This window comes from Kribbella jiaozuonensis (assembly GCF_005233875.1).
Lineage (GTDB): Bacteria > Actinomycetota > Actinomycetes > Propionibacteriales > Kribbellaceae > Kribbella > Kribbella jiaozuonensis.
The window spans coordinates 201,706-220,447 of sequence record NZ_SZPZ01000005.1 but is presented as its reverse complement, the minus strand read 5'-3'; the positions used below and the strand labels follow the sequence as shown (position 1 = coordinate 220,447).

Sequence of the window (18,742 nt, the reverse complement as noted above, 5' to 3'; positions counted from 1 at the left end):
GGCCATGTCGCATTCCACGTCGAACTCCACGAAATCGAGCGAAGCAGCTGACGTGGCTGAACCGGGCCGGAGGCACGGTGTCCCGCCCACCATGATGTCGGGCTGGGTGGGCTGGATCGCGTTCGCCGGCGTGATCATGGTGCTGCTCGGGGTCTTCCATGTGCTCCAGGGACTCGTGGCGCTGTTCGAGGACGGCTACTACCAGGTCGAGAAGTCAGGGCTCGCCGTGCAGGTCGACTACACGGTCTGGGGTTGGGTCCACATCGTCGGTGGTGTCGTCATCGCCGCAGCCGGACTGGCCGTGTTCGCCGGCAAAATGTGGGCCCGGATCGTCGGTGTCCTGGTGGCCATGGCGAGTGCGATCGTGAACGTCGGATTCCTGGCCGCCAGTCCGGCCTGGTCGCTCACGATGATCGCGATGAACCTGCTGATCATCTGGGCGCTGACTGCCCACGGGCGCGAGATCGCCGAGTAGCCACCGACGACCTCACGACGTCCCGCGGCCCCGGTGCAGGGCGGCGAGCTCCTTCAGGTACAGGGCGCTCCGTTTGGGCGTTCGGCTCTGGGTTTCGTAGTCGACGCGGACGATGCCGAAACGCTTGACGTAGCCGTAGGCCCATTCGAAGTTGTCCATCAGGGACCAGGCGAGGTAGCCGCGGATGTCGGCGCCCTGCCGGATCGCGTCGGCCACGGCGGCGAGGTGGGAGGTGAAGTACGCCGTACGGTCGGTGTCGTCGACGAAGCCCTCGGAGTCGGGGACGTCCTCGAAGGCGGAGCCGTTCTCGGTGATGACCATCGGGAGGCCGGGGTAGTCGCGGGCGATGCTGAGCAGAAGATCGGTGAAGCCTTCGGGAACGATCTCCCAGTCCATCGCGGTGCGCGGCTTGCCGAGCGGTACGTCGCGACTGACAGGCAACCCTGAAGCGTCGAGCGTGCTGCCGTCCTCGGCGTAGCCGGTGAACTTCTGGCTGAAGTAGTAGTTGACGCCCAGCACGTCGATCGGCGCCGAGATGATCTCGAGGTCGCCGTCCTCGATCGGCAGCTCGACTCCTTCACGGGCGAGATCGGCGACCACATCGGCCGGGTAGTGGCCGTGCACCAGCGGGTCGAGGTAGATCCGCCGGCCCATCCCGTCGGCCCGGCGTGCGGCGTCGACATCCGGCTCTGCATCCGAGGCGGGGTACGCCGTGGCGACGTTGAGGGTGATGCCGATGTCGAGCTTGCGGGGTGAGGCCGTGCGCATCGCCTCGGTTGCAAGTCCGTGGGCGAGGAGCAGGTGGTGTACGGCGGCGATCGCGGCCGGGTACTCGCGCCGCCCCGGAGCATGTGCGCCGTACGCGTACCCGAGCATCGCCGAGCACCACGGCTCGTTCAGCGTGGTCCAGGTGTCGACCCGGTCCTTCAACGCGTCGAACACCAGCATCGAGTACTCCGCGAACCGGTACGCCGTATCACGCACCGGCCAGCCGCCCGCGTCCTCGAGCTCCTGCGGCAGATCCCAGTGGTACAGCGTCACCCACGGGTCGATGCCCTGGGCAAGCAGCTCGTCGACCAGCCGGTCATAGAACCCGATACCGGCCGGATTCACCGGACCCTTGCCGTGCGGCTGCACCCGCGGCCATGCGACCGAGAACCGATAGGTATCCAGGCCGAGATCCTTGATCAGGGCAACATCGGCCGGCATCCGGTGATAGTGGTCGCAGGCAATGTCCCCGGTGTCACCGTTGTCGATCGCGCCGGGCACCCGGCAGTACGTGTCCCAGATCGACGGCGTCCGGCCGTCCGCGCTGATCGCGCCCTCGATCTGGTACGCCGACGTCGCGACGCCCCAGCGGAATCCGGACGGGAGTCCCGCGACCAGCTCAGAATCGTTGCTCATAATCGCCTTTCTAAGCCGTGCGGCCGGGCAGCCAGCACGCGACGGAACGGGTGGGGTCGTTGCGTGCCGCCGGGATTCCCAGCACGGGAATCTCCGTGGAGCAACGCTCGAAGGCCTGCGGGCAGCGGGGGTGGAAAGAGCAGCCTGACGGCATGCCGCGCAGGTCGGGCGGAGAACCTGGAATGCCGGACAGCTCGCGCCGTTCGCCTCGCAAGGCAGGGAAGGACTTCAGCAGGCCCTCGCTGTAGGGGTGCAACGAGTCCTTGTACAGGTCGCCGGAGCGCGCCTGCTCGACGATACGGCCGCCGTACATGATCGCGATCCGGTCAGAGAACTCGACCAGCAGCGACAGGTCGTGCGTGATGAAGAGGACAGAGAAGCCGAGGCGTTCCCGTAGTTCCACCAGCTGCGCCAGGATCTGCCGCTGCATCACCACGTCGAGTGCGGTGGTCGGCTCGTCCATGATCACGACCTGCGGCTCGAGGACGAGCGCCATCCCGATCATCACCCGCTGCCGCATCCCGCCGGAGAGCTGGTGTGGGTACGCGTCCATCCGGTCGGCCGAGATCCCGACCAGCTTGAGCATCTCCTGCGCCCGTGCGATCCGTGCCGACGGACTCAGCTGCGGCTCGTGTGCCTTGACCACGTCGATCATCTGGGTGGAGATCTTGTGCACCGGGTTCAGCGAGTTCATCGCGCCCTGGAACACGATCGACGTCTCGGCCCAGCGGAACTTCCGCAGCTCCGCATCGGTCAGCGCCATCACGTCGTACGAGTCGCCGGTCGGCGGGTGGTAGATCACCGAGCCGCCGCTGATCACGCCGGGCGGCGGCAGCAGTCGCGTCACGCCGTACGCCAGCGTCGACTTCCCGCTACCGCTCTCGCCGGCCAGGCCGAGTACTTCGCCGCGGTGCAACGTCAGCGTCACGTCGCGGACTGCCTGCACCGCCTCGTCGCCGAGACCGTAGTCGACATGGAAGTTCTTGATCTCGAGTACGGGTGTCTTCACGCGACCTCCTCCTGATGACTGCGAGGTACGACGGGGGTCACCGGCTCGCGCGACGACGACAGGACCGGGGTGAACCCGACCCGCATCCGGACCGAATGGCCGTCCTTGGTCTTCACCCGGGTGTGACCGCTGGACCGCAACCGCGGGCTGACGAACTCGTCGATGCCGAAGTTGATCAGCGACAGCGCCGTACCGAGAACCGCGATCGCCAGGCCGGCCGGGACGAACCACCACCACGCGCCTTGAGCCAACGCCTGCTGGCTCTGCGCCCAGAACAGGATCGTGCCCCAGTTCCACTCGGAGATCGTCGAGATGCCGATGAACGCCAGCGTGATCTCGGACATCACCGCGAAGATCACCGTACCGACGAAACCGGACGCGATGATCGCGGTCAGGTTCGGCATGATCTCGAAGGTGATCAGCCGCCAGGTGCTCTCACCCGTCGCCCGCGCCGCCTCGACGTAATCGCGCCGTCGTAAGGACAGCGTCTGCGCGCGAAGGACGCGTGCGCCCCAGGCCCACGAGGTGAAACCGATGACCAGGGCAACCATCAGGTCGCCGGCCGATGGGATGGTTGAGGCAACGATGATGATCAGCGGCAGCGCCGGGATCACCAGGAAGACGTTCGACAACGCGGACAGACTGTCGTCCGCGGCGCCGCCGAGGAAGCCCGCGCTGACGCCGATCAGGATCGACAACGTAGTCGCGACCAGGCCGGCCAGCAGGCCGACGAACATCACCCCACGCGTGCCGACGAGAACCTGGCTGAAGATGTCCTGGCCGAGGTGCGTCGTACCGAACCAGTGCTTGCCCGACGGCGGCTGGATCAGGTCACTGCTGCGCGCCGACGGGTCGAACGGCGCGATCCACGGGCCGATGATCGCGATCAGGCAGAAGAACGCGAGTACGACGAGGCCGGTCGCGGCCTTCGGGTTCGCGATGAACCGCAGCCGGCGGCGCTTGGCGGGAACAGCCGCGACTTCCGGCCCTTCCGGGGTGACCGCGGTGATGGTGCTGGTTGGTGCGGACACGTCAGCCCTCCTTCCGGGTACGCGGGTCGAGAAGCAGGTACGCAACATCGGCCAGCAGGTTCGCGACCAGGACCGACAGCGTGATCACCAGGAAGACGCCCTGCATCAGCGGATAGTCCTTGGCGCCGACGGCCTGGAACAGGTTGTAGCCGATGCCCGGGTACGAGAAGACGATCTCGACCAGCAGCGTGCCGCCGACGATGAAGCCGAGCGACAGCGCGAAGCCGGAGACGTTCGGCAGCAGGGCGTTGCGGGCGGCGTAGCTGACCATCACCCGCCGTTCGGAGAGGCCCTTCGCGTGCGCGACGGTGATGTAGTCCTCCGAAGCGACCGTCACCATCATGTTCCGCATGGTCAGGATCCAGCCGCTGACCGACGAGATCAGGATCGTCAGCGCCGGCAGCAGACTGTGCTGGATCGCGCTGCCGATGAACTCCGCGGTCCAGCCCGGCACCAGACCGGGTTCGTACCCGCCGGACGACGGGAAGAAGCTGTCCGGACCGGCCAGCAGCGTGATCGCGAGCAGACCGAGCCAGAAGTACGGGATCGACGACAGGAAGGTTGTCACCGGCAACAAGCCGTCCATGATCGAGCCGCGCCGCCAGCCGGCGATGACGCCGAGCGACGTACCGATCATGAAGCTGGCGAAGGTCGTGATGCCGACGAGCGCGATCGTCCACGGCAGGCTCTGCTTGAGGATGTCCGCGACCGGCGTCGGGAAGAACGTGAACGACAGCCCGAGGTCGCCGTGGAACACCTGCCCCCAGTAGTCGACGTACTGGCTCCAGAGCGACGCGTTCTTGTCGAGGCCGAACAGCACGTACAGCGAATTGATCGCCTCGGTGCTCATCTGGCCCTGGAACTTGTTGATCAGCGAGGTCACCGGGTCGCCCGGGATCAGTCGCGGGATGAAGAAGTTGATGGTCAGCGCGGCCCACGCGGTGAAGACGTAGAAGGCCAGCCGTTGCAGAAGGAACTTCATCGAGTGGCCCCTTCCTCGTAGAGCCAGCACGCGGCCCAGTGACCTTGGGCGGGCAGCTCGAAGCGGGGCGGCAGCTCGGTCGAGCACTTCGGCATCGCGTGTACGCAGCGCGGGTGGAACCGGCAGCCGGTGGGCGGTGCGATCAGGCTGGGCGGTTCGCCGCCGGCCTGGTCCTCCGGCGTACTGAGCTCGCCGAGGCGGTCGGGGTCGGGCGCGCTGTCGATCAGCAGTTGCGTGTACGGGTGGGCCGGGTGCTGCGTGACGGTTTCCGATTCGCCGCCCTCGACCAGGCGACCGGCGTACATCACCAGGGTCTCGTCGGCGAAGTACCGAGCGGACGCGATGTCGTGGGTGATGTAGAGGATGGCGAGGTTGAGCCGTTCCTTCAGGTCACGCAGGAGATTGAGTACGCCGAGGCGGATCGAGACGTCGAGCATCGAGACCGGCTCGTCCGCGAGCAACGCCTCGGGATCGGCGCCGAGCGCGCGGGCGATCGAAACCCGTTGCCGTTGGCCACCGGACAGCTCGTGCGGGAACTTGTCGAGGTACCGCTCCGGAGGCGTGAGTTGCACGCGCTCCAGCAGGTCGCGGAGGTTCTGCTCGAGTTCGCCGGCGCGACCGTGGATCTTCAACGACCGGGTCAGGTGGTACCGGACGGTGTGCGTCGGGTTCAGCGAGGCGAACGGGTCCTGGAAGATCATCTGCACGCGGCGCGCATACGCGCGGAACTTGCGGCCGCCGCGCACCGTGACGGACTCGCCGTGCAGGCGGATGTCACCGGCCGTCCGCCCGTACAGCTGGGCCATCAGCCGCGCGACCGTCGACTTGCCCGATCCGGACTCGCCGACCAGCGCGGTCACCCGGCCCCGGCGGAGCGTGAGCTTGATGTCGTCGACCGCGTGCACGACCTTGTGCTCGCGGGACAGCAGATCACGGACGCCCCGTCGTACCGGGAAGTGTTTGGTGAGGCCTTCCGCCTCCAGAACGACCTCGGTCTCGGTGACCGTCATGGGTCTCCAATCGTGGGTCCGCGGCGCCGGGGGAGTGGCCCCCGGCGCCGCGGTCCGGAATCACTGGCTGCCGGCGGGCTTCAGGTTGAGGATGATCTGCAGAGCGTTCTGCTGGGTCGGCTGCGCCGGCCCGTACTGGTTCTGCTCATCGGGCCAGCCGACCCAGTTCTTCGTGCTGTAGAGACCGCCGACGTTGGACGCCGAGGTGGGGATGATCGGCATCTGCTCGACCATGATCTTCTGCAGCGTGTTCAGCGCGGTGGTGCGGGTCGCGTCGTCCGCGGCGTTGGCGTACTGGTCCAGCGCCTTGGTCGCCTCCGGGCTGTTGAACCGGCCGTAGTTGCCGCTCACGCCGCCCTTGCCGACCGGCTTCAGGATCTTGCCGTCCATGATGTTCTGGTAGATGTCGAACGGCGTCGCGCCGCCGTTGGTCCAGTGCATCGCGGCGTCGAAGTTGCCCTCGTCGATGTTCTTGAACCACGCGTCCTGGTTGGCCTTGTCGACGGTCGCCTTGATGCCGATCGTGGACAGGTTGTCCTTGATGATCTCCAGGTCGGTGATGTAGTCGGACCAGCCGGCCGGGTCGGTCAGCGTGATCGTCACCGGCTTGCCGGTCGGGTCCTTCAGTACGTCGCCCTCGAGCTTGAAGCCCGCGTCGGTGAGCTCCTTCTTCGCGCCGTCGACGTCGACCGCGTGCTTCTTGTCCTTGTACTCCGGGGCGATGAACGAGTCACCGGCCGGGGTCGGGATCCCGGTGACGGACTCGACCTTCGGGTAGAAGTAGCCGGCCTCACCCTGGTTGAAGATGTCGTCGCGGTTGATCACCAGGTTCATCGCACGGCGCAGGGCCGGGTTGTCGAACGGCTTCTTGGTGGTGTTGATCCACAGACCGTGGATACCGAGGTTCGCCGGGAACCAGAGCTTGTGGTTCTTCGGGTCCTTGTCCTGGTAGACGGCCTTGACGTTCGGGACGAAGACGAAGCTCCACTCCGACGAGCCGTTGGCCAGCGCGGTGGTCTGCGCGTTGTTGTCGTTGTACGACGTGTACCGCAGTTCCTTGACCTTCGGGAGGTCCTGCCAGTACGAGTCCCGCAACGTCAGCGTGGTGGTCTGCGGGGTGAACGACTTGACCGTGTACGGGCCGGTGCCGATCGGGTTCTTCAGCGTGTCCTGGGTCGGGTCCTTGAGCGTGGACCACTGGTGCTTCGGGACCACGAAGACGGTCAGGATCTTGTTCTGGTTGGTGAACTGCGACCGGGTGAAGGTCAGGTCCACCTTGTTGCCGGACGCGGTGATCGTGCCGTACGGGATCGCGTCCTGGTTCAGGCCGTCGTACTTCTTCCGCAGCTCGAACGAGTACGCGACGTCGTCGGCGGTCATCGGCTGGCCGTCGGAGAACTTCACGCCGTCCCGGATGGTCAGCGAGAGCTTGGTGTAATTCGCGTCCCACGTCCACTCGGTCGCCAGCCAGGGCTTGCCCGGCTCGGTCGGCTTGATCCCGTTGATCATCACCAGCGGCTCGAAGATCATCCAGCGGTAGCCCAACGAGGCGCCGGCGGAGGAGCCGAGGAACGGGTTGTGGTTCTCGGTCTGCGGCCCGTTCGGCATGCCGATGTTCAGCACGGTCGCGCCACTGCTCGACCCGCTGCTTTCGGTCTTCCCGTCCCCGTTACTGCAGGCAGCCAGCGTGGCTGCCGCGAGCAAGCCCGTGAGGGCCAGCGCGACGGTACGTCGTGCTCGCATCGGTTCCTCCTGTGCATCTGTTGGCGGATGGCCCACCCTGAGCCGGTGGGCCAGTGCATCGTGGCGTGAGAACGCTCTCATCGGAAGAGCGAACGCCATATCGGTTCGGTGTCGGGAGGTACGCCGGCGGCGGAACAGGGGCAGCTGTCCCGCCGCCGGAGTCTTCTAGCGGGACCGGTGTTTCGGGGCGGGTCTGGTCCGGGAATCGACTTTCGGGGCGGTTGAGCTGCGGACGATCAGCGTCGTCGGCAGCACCTGCGGGGTCTCGGGCAGCGGCGTGCCGCCGAAGTACCCCATCAGCATCCGGGCCGCGGCCTGACCCATCTGGCGCATCGGCTGATGCACCGTGGTCAGCGGCGGTTCGGTGTGTTCGGCGTACGGGATGTCGTCGAACCCGACCACCGACACGTCGTTCGGCACGTTCCGCCCGGTCTCCCGGACGGCCTGGATGGCACCGCCGGCGGACAGGTCGTTGTGCGCGAAGACCGCGTCGAAGTCGAGTCGTTCGTCGAGCGCGTACTGGACGCCGCGGCGTCCGCTCTCATGGGTGAAATCGCCTTCGAACACGAGTCTCTGGTCGAGCTCGATACCGGCCTGCGCGTAGGTGCCGCGGAAGCCGTCCAGGCGTTCGTGGGTACAGCCGAAGCGCTCGACGCCGGTGATCACCAGTGGCCGGCGACGACCGAGCTCCAGCAGGTGCCGGGCGGCGGACTCGCCGCCGGCGTAGTTCGTGGTGGCGACGGACGGGAACTGCGGGCGCTTGTCGCGGTCGTCGATCAGGACCACCGGCAGACCACGCGCGTGGAGTTGCTCGATGAAGGTGAGCGTGCCTTCCGGCTCGATCACCAGCAGGCCGTCGAACGACTGCGACGAGACCTGGGAGGCGAACTGCTGCATGGATTCCGCACCCCGGTTGAAGGTGAACAGCAGCAGGCCGTACCCCTCGCTCTCGACCACGTCGACCGCGCCCTGCAGCACCTCGCCCATCCAGGGCCAGGTGAGCGACGGGACCAGCATTCCGACGATCCGGGTCCGGCCGCGGGCCAGGCCGACCGCGCGGGCGCTCGGCACGTACCCGAGCTCCTCGATCACCTGGCGGACGCGCTCGGCGGTGCGGAGGTCCAGCTCGCCCTTGCCGTTGAGGACGCGCGACACGGTGGTCTTGCTGACACCGGCGCGGGCCGCGACATCGGCGATGGTGATGGACACGCTGAATCTCCCCTCGGGCGGTCGGGGTGCTGGGCGGATCAACCGGTCGGAACCGGTTTCGGAAGCGGTTCCGTAGATCAAAGCTGAGCCGCAAGTCACCGTCAATCACGGAGCGGTAACGAATCGAGTCTTAGTTCACGACCTGGAAGAAGGGAGCTCTTCCGTGCTGCCGGACGGCATGATGGACTCGGGTTCGAGTGGCCCGCCCGGGGCCGGGCAGGGTGAGGTAAGGATGGAAGTACGCCGGACCACGGTGCGTGACATGCGCCGGTCCAACCGCTCGGTGATCCTCACCAGCATCTACCGCGAGGGTCCGCTGAGCCGCCAGGAGCTGACCGTGCGGACGTCGCTCAGCGCCGCGAGCGTGAGCAACCTGGTCGCCGAGCTGATCACCGAGGGCGTGGTCGAGGAGGCCGGCTCGGTCGAGTCCGAGGGCGGCCGCCCGCGCGTGCTGCTGCGGGTCGCACCGACGTTCCGGTACGTCGTCGGCGCCGAGGTCGGTGAGACCCGTGTCCGGGTGGAGCTGTTCGACCTCGCGATGAACGTGCTTGCCCGCGCCGATCATCCGATCAGCTCGCCGACGCCGGCAGAGGTCGTGAAGCACGTACTGGAAGGGCTTTCGAGCGTCATCGCGACGTCCGGCCTCCAGCCTTCGCAGGTTCTCGGCCTCGGTGTCGCGGTCGCCGGCGTGGTCGAGGACAACGCGGTCGTCGACGCGCAGACCCTCGGCTGGGAGGCCGTTCCGCTCGCCGAGATGCTTGCTGAGGGCACCGATATCCCGGTACACGTCGACAACGGCGCGAACATGCTCGGCCAGGCCGAGATGTACTTCGGTGCGGGCCGCGGCGCGACCGATGCGGTCGTGGCGCTGGTCGGCTCCGGTGTCGGCTCCGCCCTTGTGGCCGGGGGATCCAGTTATCGCGGCACCCGCAGCAGCGCGGGCGAGTGGGGCCACATGACGATCGTGTACGGCGGGCGCCAGTGCCGCTGCGGCGCGCTCGGCTGCCTCGAGGCGTACGTCGGCGCGGAAGGTGTTCTCGATCGGTACCGTGAGGCCGGCGGGCTGGTCGAGGGCGACGAGGAGACCGCCTTCGTCGAGCTGCTGTCGTCGACTTCGGAGCCGGCGGCAACCATCATCGCGGACACGATCGGCTACCTGGCCGCGGGATTCGCGAACCTGGTCAACCTCGTCAACCCCGAGCGCATCGTGCTCGGCGGCTGGGCCGGTCTGCTGCTCGGTGAGAAGCACCTGGACGAACTTCGCGCCGAGGTGGGCAAGCACGCCCTGCGCCGGCCGTACGCGCAGGTGTCGATCGTGCTGTGCGAGCTGGGCCGCGACGCCGTAGCACTCGGCGCCGCGACCCTTCCCGTGGTGCGGTTGTTGCGCGACGGTGGCGCGCTACCTCGTTAGACGGTCCACTTCTGGTTCGCACCGCCGGTGCAGGTCCAGACCTGCGTCGGGGTCGAGTTGGCGGAGTTGTTGCCGGTGACATCGAGGCACTTGTTGGCGTGCGGATTCACCAGGTCGTGCCCACCTGTGTAGGTCCATTGCTGGGCCGCGTTGCCGTTGCACGTGGCCAGTTGAACTCTGGTGCCGTCGGCAACGCCGGCGTTCGCGACGTCCAGGCACTTGCCCAGGGCACGGATCGTGCCGTCGCCGGGGCGGCTCCACTTCTGGGCGTTCGTACCGTTGCAGTCGTACAGCTGGACCGTCGTACCGTCCGCAGCGTTCGCGCCGGCGACGTCCAGGCACTTGCCGGCCAGGCCGGTGATCTGCGAGCCGCCTCCGCCGGAGCTGCCCAGCGTGGAGACGCGGACGTAGTCGACGGTCATGGTCTGCGGCATCTGCGTCGTACCGTCGGGGTAGCCCGGCCAGTAGCCGCCGACCGCGAGGTTCAGGATCATGAAGAACGGGTGGTTGAAGACCCAGGTGTTCCCGTTCAGATCGGCCGGCGTACGGCGCTCGTACTGCACGCCGTCGACGTACCAGGTGATCGAGTCCGGGGCCCAGTCGACCGCGAACGTGTGGAAGTCGTCGGCGAACGACCAGCCGTTCGGATGGTTGTACGCGGCACCGATCCCGCCGGCGCCGGAGTACCCCGGTCCGTGGATCGTGCCGTGCACGGTCGCGGGCTCCCTGCCGATGTTCTCCATGATGTCGATCTCGCCGTCGTTCGGCCAGTTGCCGCCGCCGAGCATCCAGAACGCGGGCCAGATCCCCTGTCCGCGCGGGATCTTGATCCGCGCTTCGAACCGGCCGTACGTCTGGGTGAAGGTCTGCGCGGTCAGCAGCCGGGCCGACGTGTACTGGCACGGTCCGTAGTGGCACTGGTAGCCGGCGTTCTCCTGCCGGGCCGTGATCACCAGGTTGCCGTTGCCGTCGAGGGCGGAGTTGCGGGTGCTGTTGGTGTAGTACTCGCGCTCGTCGTTGCCCCAGCCGCTGCCGCCGATGTCGTACCGCCACTTGGCGGGGTCGGGGGCCTGGCCGGAGGGGCCGTCGAAGTTGTCCTCCCAGATCGTTGCCGTGGTGGCGGCAGCGGCCTGCTGATGAGCTGTGGCTGCAGGCTGGAGGAGCGCGGTGCCGGCCAGTGCGGCACCGATCGCGAGGATCGCGAGCATGCGGGGACGCTTCATGAGTACCTCATTTCCGGGGGCGTCTGAATGAGGACAGGAATTGGACCGCAGCGTGCCGTGAGAACGCTCTCAGGTCAACCCCGGGACTAAATAAAAGATCTGAAAAAAGTCTCGGTTTCGACGTTGACACCGGTTTGCACGGATGGTTACCTCTTGCTGACCACCAGTTGCGGCGCGGGCAGACGCGGCAACTACACCGCCCCAAACTCCTTTATACAAAGGGAGAACCGCCCCATGAAACGCTTCCTGCCGCTCGTGGTCGCTGCGCTCTGCGCGGCCGCCGCCGGAATCGGCATCGGCACCGCTCCACCGGCGCAGGCCGCCGGCGAGCAGGTCAACATCTGGCTGACCACCACCAACGACAGCGCCGGCCAGAACGTCACCCGCGGCCTGCAGCAGCAGACCCCGGTCGCCTTCAGCCCGGCCGGCGGATCGGCGAACCAGACCATCACGGTCAACGAGAACACGACGTACCAGTCCTTCGAGGGCGGCGGCGCCTCGTTCGCCGACAGCTCCGCCTGGCTGCTGAACAGCAGCAACACGATCTCGGCCGCGACTCGCAACCAGGTGATGAAGGACCTGTTCGACCCGGTCGACGGGATCGGCCTGGCCTTCATCCGCAACCCGATGGGCGCGTCCGACCTGGCCCGGTTCAACTACTCGTTCGACGACACCTGCTGCGACCTGAACGACTTCAGCATCCAGCACGACCTGGCGGACGTCGTACCGCTGACCAAGCAGGCCCGGCAGCTCAACCCGGCGGTCAAGGTGATGGGTTCGCCGTGGAGCGCGCCGGCCTGGATGAAGGACAACAACGACTTCGTCCACCGCGGCTGGCTGAAGGCCGAGTACTACCCGATGTACGCGCAGTACTTCGTCAAGTACCTGCAGCAGAACGAGGCCCAGGGTAACCACATCGACTACGTCTCGGTGCAGAACGAGCCGACCTGTTGCGGTACCGACAGCACCGGCTACGCGTCGATGAACTGGAACGGCTCCGGGCTGCTGGAGTTCACCAAGAACAACCTGATGCCGGCGCTGCACGCCGCCGGGCTGACGACCAAGGTGCTGATCCTCGACTACAACTGGGGCAACTACAACGACCTCGGTTCGGTCCCGATCGCGGACGCTGCCCTGCGCAACGATCCGAACTTCGGCGGGATCGCCTGGCACGGGTACGGCGGTGACGTGAACCTGCAGACGCAGATCCACAACCAGTTCCCGAACGTGAACGCGTACATGACCGAGCACTCGGGCGGCACCTGGATCGCGAACCAGCAGGTCGAGGACATGAACAACCTGATCGACTACACCCGCAACTGGGACAAGTCGTGGGTCAAGTGGGGTATCGCGCTGGACGAGAACCACCTGCCGTACGTCGGCTCCGGCTGCAACGTCTGCACCGGACTCGTCACCGTGCACCGCAACGACAGTCAGCGCGGTCAGGTCACCAAGACCGTCGAGTACTACACGATGGGCCACCTGACCAAGTTCGTGAAGCCGGGCGCGCTGCGGATCGACTCGACCGCGAACAGCTCGGTGAAGAACGTGGCCTGGAAGAACCCGGACGGCTCGAAGGCGCTGATCGCGTTCAACACCACCGGCAGCTCGCAGTCGGTGCGGGTGAACTGGGGCTCCCAGTCCTTCACCTACACGCTTCCGACCAAGACCTCGGCGACGTTCACCTGGTCCGGGAACCAGAGCGGCGGCGGTGGCGGCGGCGGTCAGATCACCGGCCTCGGCGGCAAGTGCATCGACGTCGCGGGAGCCAACAGCGCGGACGGTACGGCGGTGCAGCTCTACGACTGCAACGGTACGACGGCCCAGCAGTGGGACCGGCCCGGTGACGGGACGATCCGTGCCCTCGGCAAGTGCCTCGACGTCAACGCCGGCTCCGTCGCCAACGGCGCGAAGGTGCAGCTGTATTCGTGCAACGGCAGCGCCGCCCAGCAATGGACCTACACGAGCGGGAGAGATCTGGTGAATCCACAGGCGAACAAGTGTCTCGATGTCACGGGCAACAATTCCGCGAACGGTACGCCGTTGCAGCTGTGGAGCTGCACCGGTGCCGCGAACCAGAAGTGGAGCGTGTCATGAAGCGCGTGGCGGCAGTAGTCGGGGCACTGGTGCTCGGCGCCGGTCTGTTGATGACGGCAACTCCGGCGCAGGCGGCGACCGGGGCGATCACCGGGCTGGCCGGGAAGTGTGCGGACGTGGCGGCCGCGAACAGTGCGGACGGTACGGCGGTCCAGCTGTACGACTGCAACGGCACCGGCGCGCAGCAGTGGAGCCGGTCGAGTGACGGGACATTGCGGGCCCTCGGCAAGTGTCTGGATGTGTCGGGCGGATCCGTGGCCAACGGCGCTCGCGTCCAGCTGTGGACCTGTAACGGCAGTGCCGCGCAGCAGTGGACCTACACGGCCGGGCGCGATCTGGTGAACCCGCAGGCGAACAAGTGTCTCGATGTCACCGGCAACAATTCCGCGAACGGTACGCCGCTGCAGCTGTGGAGCTGCACGGGGGCGGCGAACCAGAAGTGGAACGCTCCGGCCTCGGACGACGGTCCGCCGCCGACGGGTGGCGCGCCGATGGCGGCAGCGCCGTACCTGTACGAGGGCTGGGGTGACCCGCCGAACCCGGCGACCGTGATGAACGCGTCCGGGGTGAAGTGGTTCACGATGGCGTTCATCCTGTCCAGCGGGTACTGCAACCCGCAGTGGGACGGCGGCCGGCCGCTGACCGGCGGCGCGGACCAGCAGGCGATCAACACGATCCGGTCCAACGGCGGCGACGTCGTGGTGTCGTTCGGCGGCTGGTCCGGGAACAAGCTGGGGCAGAGCTGCGGGTCGGCGAGTGAGCTCGCAGCGGCGTACCAGAAGGTGATCAACGCGTTGTCGCTGAAGGCGATCGACATCGACATCGAGGACCAGGAGGTGGCGCAGCCGGCGGTCCGGCAGAAGGTCATCGACGCGCTGAAGATCATCGAGCAGAACAACGCGGGGATCACGACCTACCTGACCTTCGGTACGACGACGTCCGGGCCGGATGGCAACGGGCAGGACCTGATCCACCGTGGCGCGGCGTCCGGGCTGAACCTGGACGGCTGGGTGATCATGCCGTTCGACTTCGGTGGCGGGTCGAACAACATGGGCACGCTGACGCGGCAGGCGGCCGACGGGCTGAAGAACCAGGTGAAGGCGGCGTACGGGCTGAGCGACGACGCGGCGTACCGGAAGATCGGTATCTCGTCGATGAACGGGAACACCGACAACGCCGGTGAGCGGGTGAACCTGTCCGACTTCGAGTCGATCCTGTCGTACGCGTCCGAGCACCACCTGGCCCGCTTCACGTTCTGGTCGGCGAACCGCGACCGCCCGTGCACAGGCGGCAGCGCCGACAGCTGCTCCGGCATCTCCCAGAACCCCTGGGACTTCAGCAAGGTAATAGGCCGCTACCGCGGCTGAAGGTGATCGCAGCAGCCCCGCCACTCCATCGGGTGGGTGGCGGGGGTGCTGCCCCACCGCCCCCGGCGGCTGTCCGCTGGATCGCCTTTCCTTCAGCCCGCCCGCGACGCGAAGCGTCGCGGGCGGGTGCTTGTTGACCCTCCGGTTACCGGAGGGTGGAAGCTTGTCGCATGACGGCGACGGTGACGGTGGGGGAGTTCTCCCGCCTGACGCATCTGAGTGTGAAGACTCTGCACCACTACCACGAGATCGGCCTGCTTGCGCCAGCCTCGGTTGACGCTTCGTCCGGCTACCGGCGGTACAGCACCGCGCAAGTCGACACCGCGCAGCTGATCCGCCGGTTACGCGAACTGCGGATGCCGCTCGCCGACGTACAAGCCGTGGTCGACGCCGGCGACGGCACGGCCCGCGAGGAACGCCTGCGCACGCACCTCGAGCGGATGGAGCAGGAGCTCCAGCACACCCGCGACGTAGTCGTGTCACTGCGCGAGCTCCTCACCCCCGGTCAGCCGGTCCTCGACGTCGAGTACCGGTTCATCCCGTCGTTCCGTGCGTATGGCGTCCGCGGACAAGTACCCCGAGACGAGATCGGCCCCTGGTGCGGCTACGCCTTCGGGCGACTCGACGAGGTGGGCCGCGACATCCGCGCGACCGCGGGAGCGACGTACAGCGACGAGTTCTTCACCGACGACAAGGGCGAGGTCGTCGCCTTCCTGCCGGTCGCGCCCGACCAGGCGCCGGCCGACGGGGTGGAGCTCGTCGACCTCCCCGGCGGGTACTTCGCGATCGCCGTCCACGCCGGGCCGATGACCGACTTCGACCGCACGTACGGCGCCCTCGGCAGCCACGTCGCGGAGTACTGCGAGGTCGCACCAGGCCCGATCCGTGAGCTGTACCCGATCGGCCCGGGCGACGTGGCCGATCCGGCCGACTACCGAACCGAAGTCTGCTGGCCGATCCGGCAGATCCCTTCCCTGAAAGGCTGAACCGTGTCCATTTCCCTTGAGAACATCGCCTTCGACTGCGCCGACGCGGCGACGCTGGCCGCCTTCTGGGCCGGCGTCCTCTCCACCGAGGTCGATGCTGACGGCAACGAGTTCTTCGCGACCGTGAACCGGGCCGCGGACGGGCCGACGCTGATGTTCCTGCAGGTCCCCGAGCCGCGCAACGGCAAGAACCGCCTGCATGTCGACCTCGCCGCGACCGACTGGGCCGCCGAGGTCGACCGCATCGTCGGGCTCGGTGCCAAGCGCGTCGACGAGCACACCGAGTACGGCACGCACTGGATCACGCTGGCCGACCCCGAAGGCAACGTCTTCGACGTGGCCGAGCACTAGTCCATCTGGTCGAGATGCGCTTCGAGCGCGTCGAGGCGGTCGCGCCACAGGTCGCGGTACGGCGCCAGCCAGGCGTCGACCTCGGCCAGCGGCGCCGGGCGGAGGCGGTACCAGCGGCGCTGGGCGTCGTGACGGACCTCCACCAGCCCGGCGTCGCGCAGTACTTTCAGATGTTTCGACACCGCGGGCTGGCTGAGGGACAGCGCGTCGACAAGCTCGCCGACGGGTCGCTCGCCGGCCCGCAACAGATCGAGGATGTCCCGGCGCCGAGGCTCCGCCAACACCTCGAACGTAGTTGCCATACCAGGAATATAACCCGATTCCTCACTTTTCACGCTGTTCAGAGCGTGTGCCCGAAGGTGGCCGCGAAGGCCTCGCGGAAGAGGTTGGGCAGGTTGGGTTCGCCGTTGGCGGCGGCCCAGCGGAGCAGTGCGACATGGGTTACGCCCAGGCAGGCGCTGGCGGCTGCTTGGGCGGCGTACTCGAGGGTGGGGTCGTCGGCGCAGATTGCTGTGACGAACGCGTTCTGCAGGCGGAACTGGCTGTCCAGGTGGCGGGCTTGCAGGGCCGGCGTCGAGATCATCAGCTGTAGGCGGACGAGGAGGAGGTCCGTGCTCGCCTGATCGAGGGTGGCGAGGATGGCGCGGCCGATGCGGTCGGTGAGGGCCCCGGTCGGCGGGAGGTCCGCGATCGAAGTTGCGGCCAGTTGGTCGAAGTCGTCGTACAGGACGAGGTCTTCCTTGGTGGGGAAGTTCCGGTAGACGGTCATCGCCGAGACGCCGGCCGCGTCGGCCACCTGGTTGACCGTGGTCGCGTCGTACCCCTGGTCGCTGAACAGGCGGAGTGCCTGGCGCTGGATGCGTTGCCGGGTGTCGGCGCGCTGGCGGTCCCTCAAGCTCATGTGGTAGATACTAACAACATGATAGTTTCTAACATGAATGACAGGGTTGCGTTGGTGACGGGTGCGTCGCGCGGCATCGGGCGGGCGATCGCCGAGCGGCTGGCTGCGGCGGGGGCCGAGGTGGCGGTGCATTACAACCAGGACAAGGCCGGCGCGGAGGAGACGCTCGAGCGGATCGGTGGTCGCGGGTTCGTGATCGGGGCCGAGCTTGGTGTGCCGGGGGATGCCGACGCCGTGGTTGAGCAACTGGCTGCGGGGCTGTCGGGTCGACGGCTGGACGTGTTGGTGAACAACGCCGCGGCGCCGCCGGCCGGGCCGATCGGTACGGACTCGGTGGAAGCGTTCGATCGGTTGATGGCGGTGAACGTGCGCGCGCCGTACTTCCTGATCCAGCGGCTGCTGCCGGTATTGGCCGACGGAGGGCGGATCATCTCGGTCTCTTCGGTCGCGACCCGGATGGCGAACCCGACGCAGACCTCGTTCGCGATGACGAAGGGCGCCGTCGAGACGATGACTCGCACGCTGGCGCAAGAGCTTGGTCGTCGGAGCATCACGGTGAACGCTGTGGCGCCGGGCGCGACGCGAACCGAGGCGAACGGGGCGATCTTCGAGACTCCGGGGTTGTCGGAGCTGATCGTCAGTCACACCGCGCTCGGCCGGCTGGGCAGCGGTGAGGATGTCGCCGAGGTGGTCGCGTTCCTGGCCTCACCCGAGGCGCGGTGGATCACGGGTCAGGTGGTGGATGCGTCCGGCGGTCTACACCTCGGCGTTGGCTGATTCTGTGTCGAGGAAGAGCTGTATGTCGGCGTGGGTGCGCAGCGCCGTGCCGGGATAGTCGGGGCTGATCGGCTGCGTGAGGGTGTCGTGGACGGCCTGTCGCTTGACTGATCCGGGGACCGAGCCGATGAGAGCCTGCGCGTTGAGCAGGCGGGGGATCGTCACCGTGACGGCGTGGGTGGGTACGTCGTCCATCGTGGCGAAGTTGCCCTCGTCGACCTGCTGGCGGCGGCTGGTCTCGTCCAGCGCGACGATCTTCGCGGCGCGCGGGTCGTCGAAGTCGGCGGGCGGGTCGTTGAAGGCCAGGTGGCCGTTGACGCCGAGCCCGAACAGGACGAGGTCGAACGGCTCGTCGCCCATCAGCTCCGCGTAGCCGTCCGGGCCGGCTTCCGGCGCCATCGGGTGGAAGGTTGCCTGCGGCACCTGATCGAAGAAGCTCCGATGCAGCCAGTTCCGGAACGACTGCGGGGCGTCCGGCGACAGGTCGACGTACTCGTCCATGTGGAAGCACTCGACGCGGGTCCAGTCGATGTCCGGCTCCACGGCGAGGGCCGCGAGCGTCGCGGTCTGGCTCGGTGCGGCGGCCAGCATGATCCGCGCGCGTCCGGTCGCTGCGATCGCCTTGCGGATCTGCTCGGCGGCTGCGGTGGCCGCGGCCCGGCCGAGCTCTTCGCGCGACGGGTGCGTGCTGATCCGGGGAGCGTGCTCGACTGTCATCAGAACCCTTTCTATCGTCGGTCAATCCTTTCACAGCGGGGGTTTTCCC

The 18,742-nt window shown here is 67.3% G+C and carries 18 protein-coding genes; 7 read left to right on the top strand and 11 right to left on the bottom strand.

Translation table 11 applies throughout. The annotated features are described in order from the left end of the window. Window positions 1-52 precede the first annotated feature (52 nt). Complete coding sequence (locus FDA38_RS33090; RefSeq protein ID WP_137258115.1) at window positions 53-475, top strand: DUF7144 family membrane protein; 423 nt, start codon at window positions 53-55, stop codon at window positions 473-475. Window positions 476-487: 12 nt separating this feature from the next. On the opposite strand, the gene FDA38_RS33085 is transcribed toward FDA38_RS33090, so the two are convergent. The 7 genes from FDA38_RS33085 to FDA38_RS33055 all read right to left on the bottom strand — a co-directional run bounded on the left by FDA38_RS33085 (window position 488) and on the right by FDA38_RS33055 (window position 8,863). Continuing rightward, window positions 488-1,879, bottom strand: a complete 1,392-nt coding sequence (locus FDA38_RS33085; RefSeq protein ID WP_137258114.1) for a GH1 family beta-glucosidase — start codon at window positions 1,877-1,879, stop codon at window positions 488-490. Window positions 1,880-1,889: 10 nt separating this feature from the next. Next, window positions 1,890-2,888 (bottom strand): ABC transporter ATP-binding protein, encoded by a 999-nt coding sequence (locus tag FDA38_RS33080; RefSeq protein ID WP_137258113.1) that lies wholly within the window; start codon window positions 2,886-2,888, stop codon window positions 1,890-1,892. Further along, the gene (locus tag FDA38_RS33075; RefSeq protein ID WP_170989954.1) at window positions 2,885-3,919 is read right to left on the bottom strand and encodes an ABC transporter permease; all 1,035 of its coding nucleotides are present in this window, start codon (window positions 3,917-3,919) and stop codon (window positions 2,885-2,887) included. Before FDA38_RS33075 ends, FDA38_RS33080 begins: the two co-directional genes overlap by 4 nt. A gap of 1 nt (window position 3,920) precedes the next feature. After that, window positions 3,921-4,901 carry an ABC transporter permease gene (locus FDA38_RS33070; protein WP_137258111.1) on the bottom strand — a complete coding sequence of 327 codons (981 nt, stop codon included), beginning with the start codon at window positions 4,899-4,901 and terminating at the stop codon, window positions 3,921-3,923. Then, the gene (locus FDA38_RS33065; protein WP_137258110.1) at window positions 4,898-5,911 is read right to left on the bottom strand and encodes an ABC transporter ATP-binding protein; all 1,014 of its coding nucleotides are present in this window, start codon (window positions 5,909-5,911) and stop codon (window positions 4,898-4,900) included. Before FDA38_RS33065 ends, FDA38_RS33070 begins: the two co-directional genes overlap by 4 nt. A 60-nt stretch (window positions 5,912-5,971) precedes the next feature. Further along, window positions 5,972-7,654 carry an ABC transporter substrate-binding protein gene (locus FDA38_RS33060; protein WP_137258109.1) on the bottom strand — a complete coding sequence of 561 codons (1,683 nt, stop codon included), beginning with the start codon at window positions 7,652-7,654 and terminating at the stop codon, window positions 5,972-5,974. A gap of 165 nt (window positions 7,655-7,819) precedes the next feature. Then, window positions 7,820-8,863, bottom strand: coding sequence for a LacI family DNA-binding transcriptional regulator (locus FDA38_RS33055; protein WP_137258108.1), 1,044 nt, complete (start codon window positions 8,861-8,863; stop codon window positions 7,820-7,822). A 232-nt stretch (window positions 8,864-9,095) separates the two neighbouring features. On the opposite strand from FDA38_RS33055, the gene FDA38_RS33050 reads away from it, so the two are divergent. After that, entirely contained in the window at window positions 9,096-10,274 is a 1,179-nt protein-coding gene (locus tag FDA38_RS33050) for an ROK family transcriptional regulator (RefSeq protein ID WP_137258107.1), read from the top strand. Here FDA38_RS33050 and FDA38_RS33045 read toward each other — a convergent pair. Next, on the bottom strand, window positions 10,271-11,497 hold the full coding sequence (locus FDA38_RS33045) for a glycoside hydrolase family 16 protein (RefSeq protein WP_137258106.1): 1,227 nt from the start codon (window positions 11,495-11,497) through the stop codon (window positions 10,271-10,273). The two genes, FDA38_RS33050 and FDA38_RS33045, sit on opposite strands and share 4 nt — an antisense overlap. Window positions 11,498-11,731: 234 nt before the next feature. On the opposite strand from FDA38_RS33045, the gene FDA38_RS33040 reads away from it, so the two are divergent. The 4 genes from FDA38_RS33040 to FDA38_RS33025 all read left to right on the top strand — a co-directional run bounded on the left by FDA38_RS33040 (window position 11,732) and on the right by FDA38_RS33025 (window position 16,298). Then, window positions 11,732-13,594, top strand: coding sequence for a ricin-type beta-trefoil lectin domain protein (locus tag FDA38_RS33040; protein WP_137258105.1), 1,863 nt, complete (start codon window positions 11,732-11,734; stop codon window positions 13,592-13,594). Further along, window positions 13,591-14,961: a chitinase gene (locus FDA38_RS43270; RefSeq protein WP_137258104.1), complete on the top strand. Its 1,371-nt coding sequence runs from the start codon at window positions 13,591-13,593 to the stop codon at window positions 14,959-14,961. Before FDA38_RS33040 ends, FDA38_RS43270 begins: the two co-directional genes overlap by 4 nt. 170 nt (window positions 14,962-15,131) lie before the next feature. Beyond that, the gene (locus tag FDA38_RS33030) at window positions 15,132-15,947 is read left to right on the top strand and encodes a MerR family transcriptional regulator (RefSeq protein ID WP_137258103.1); all 816 of its coding nucleotides are present in this window, start codon (window positions 15,132-15,134) and stop codon (window positions 15,945-15,947) included. Window positions 15,948-15,950: 3 nt separating this feature from the next. Continuing rightward, window positions 15,951-16,298, top strand: a complete 348-nt coding sequence (locus tag FDA38_RS33025) for a VOC family protein (protein WP_137258102.1) — start codon at window positions 15,951-15,953, stop codon at window positions 16,296-16,298. Here the strand turns inward: FDA38_RS33025 and FDA38_RS33020 are convergent. Beyond that, the gene (locus tag FDA38_RS33020) at window positions 16,295-16,600 is read right to left on the bottom strand and encodes an ArsR/SmtB family transcription factor (protein ID WP_137258101.1); all 306 of its coding nucleotides are present in this window, start codon (window positions 16,598-16,600) and stop codon (window positions 16,295-16,297) included. The genes FDA38_RS33025 and FDA38_RS33020 overlap by 4 nt on opposite strands. Window positions 16,601-16,638: 38 nt before the next feature. Continuing rightward, entirely contained in the window at window positions 16,639-17,199 is a 561-nt protein-coding gene (locus tag FDA38_RS33015; RefSeq protein WP_137258100.1) for a TetR/AcrR family transcriptional regulator, read from the bottom strand. 33 nt (window positions 17,200-17,232) lie between these two features. On the opposite strand from FDA38_RS33015, the gene FDA38_RS33010 reads away from it, so the two are divergent. Continuing rightward, window positions 17,233-17,976: an SDR family NAD(P)-dependent oxidoreductase gene (locus FDA38_RS33010; protein ID WP_202877966.1), complete on the top strand. Its 744-nt coding sequence runs from the start codon at window positions 17,233-17,235 to the stop codon at window positions 17,974-17,976. On the opposite strand, the gene FDA38_RS33005 is transcribed toward FDA38_RS33010, so the two are convergent. Next, entirely contained in the window at window positions 17,956-18,693 is a 738-nt protein-coding gene (locus FDA38_RS33005) for a 6-phosphogluconolactonase (protein WP_137258098.1), read from the bottom strand. The two genes, FDA38_RS33010 and FDA38_RS33005, sit on opposite strands and share 21 nt — an antisense overlap. Window positions 18,694-18,742: the final 49 nt, after the last annotated feature.

Bases quoted from the DNA above. Each gene is read 5' to 3' on its own strand.
- FDA38_RS33070 (WP_137258111.1), bottom strand. From the start codon at position 4,901: ATGAAGTTCCTTCTGCAACGGCTGGCCTTCTACGTCTTCACCGCGTGG.
- FDA38_RS33060 (WP_137258109.1), bottom strand. From the start codon at position 7,654: ATGCGAGCACGACGTACCGTCGCGCTGGCCCTCACGGGCTTGCTCGCG.
- FDA38_RS33045 (WP_137258106.1), bottom strand. From the start codon at position 11,497: ATGAAGCGTCCCCGCATGCTCGCGATCCTCGCGATCGGTGCCGCACTG.
- FDA38_RS33085 (WP_137258114.1), bottom strand. From the start codon at position 1,879: ATGAGCAACGATTCTGAGCTGGTCGCGGGACTCCCGTCCGGATTCCGC.
- FDA38_RS33015 (WP_137258100.1), bottom strand. From the start codon at position 17,199: ATGAGCTTGAGGGACCGCCAGCGCGCCGACACCCGGCAACGCATCCAG.
- FDA38_RS33040 (WP_137258105.1), top strand. From the start codon at position 11,732: ATGAAACGCTTCCTGCCGCTCGTGGTCGCTGCGCTCTGCGCGGCCGCC.
- FDA38_RS33050 (WP_137258107.1), top strand. From the start codon at position 9,096: ATGGAAGTACGCCGGACCACGGTGCGTGACATGCGCCGGTCCAACCGC.
- FDA38_RS33005 (WP_137258098.1), bottom strand. From the start codon at position 18,693: ATGACAGTCGAGCACGCTCCCCGGATCAGCACGCACCCGTCGCGCGAA.
- FDA38_RS33010 (WP_202877966.1), top strand. From the start codon at position 17,233: ATGAATGACAGGGTTGCGTTGGTGACGGGTGCGTCGCGCGGCATCGGG.
- FDA38_RS43270 (WP_137258104.1), top strand. From the start codon at position 13,591: ATGAAGCGCGTGGCGGCAGTAGTCGGGGCACTGGTGCTCGGCGCCGGT.
- FDA38_RS33030 (WP_137258103.1), top strand. From the start codon at position 15,132: ATGACGGCGACGGTGACGGTGGGGGAGTTCTCCCGCCTGACGCATCTG.
- FDA38_RS33020 (WP_137258101.1), bottom strand. From the start codon at position 16,600: ATGGCAACTACGTTCGAGGTGTTGGCGGAGCCTCGGCGCCGGGACATC.
- FDA38_RS33065 (WP_137258110.1), bottom strand. From the start codon at position 5,911: ATGACGGTCACCGAGACCGAGGTCGTTCTGGAGGCGGAAGGCCTCACC.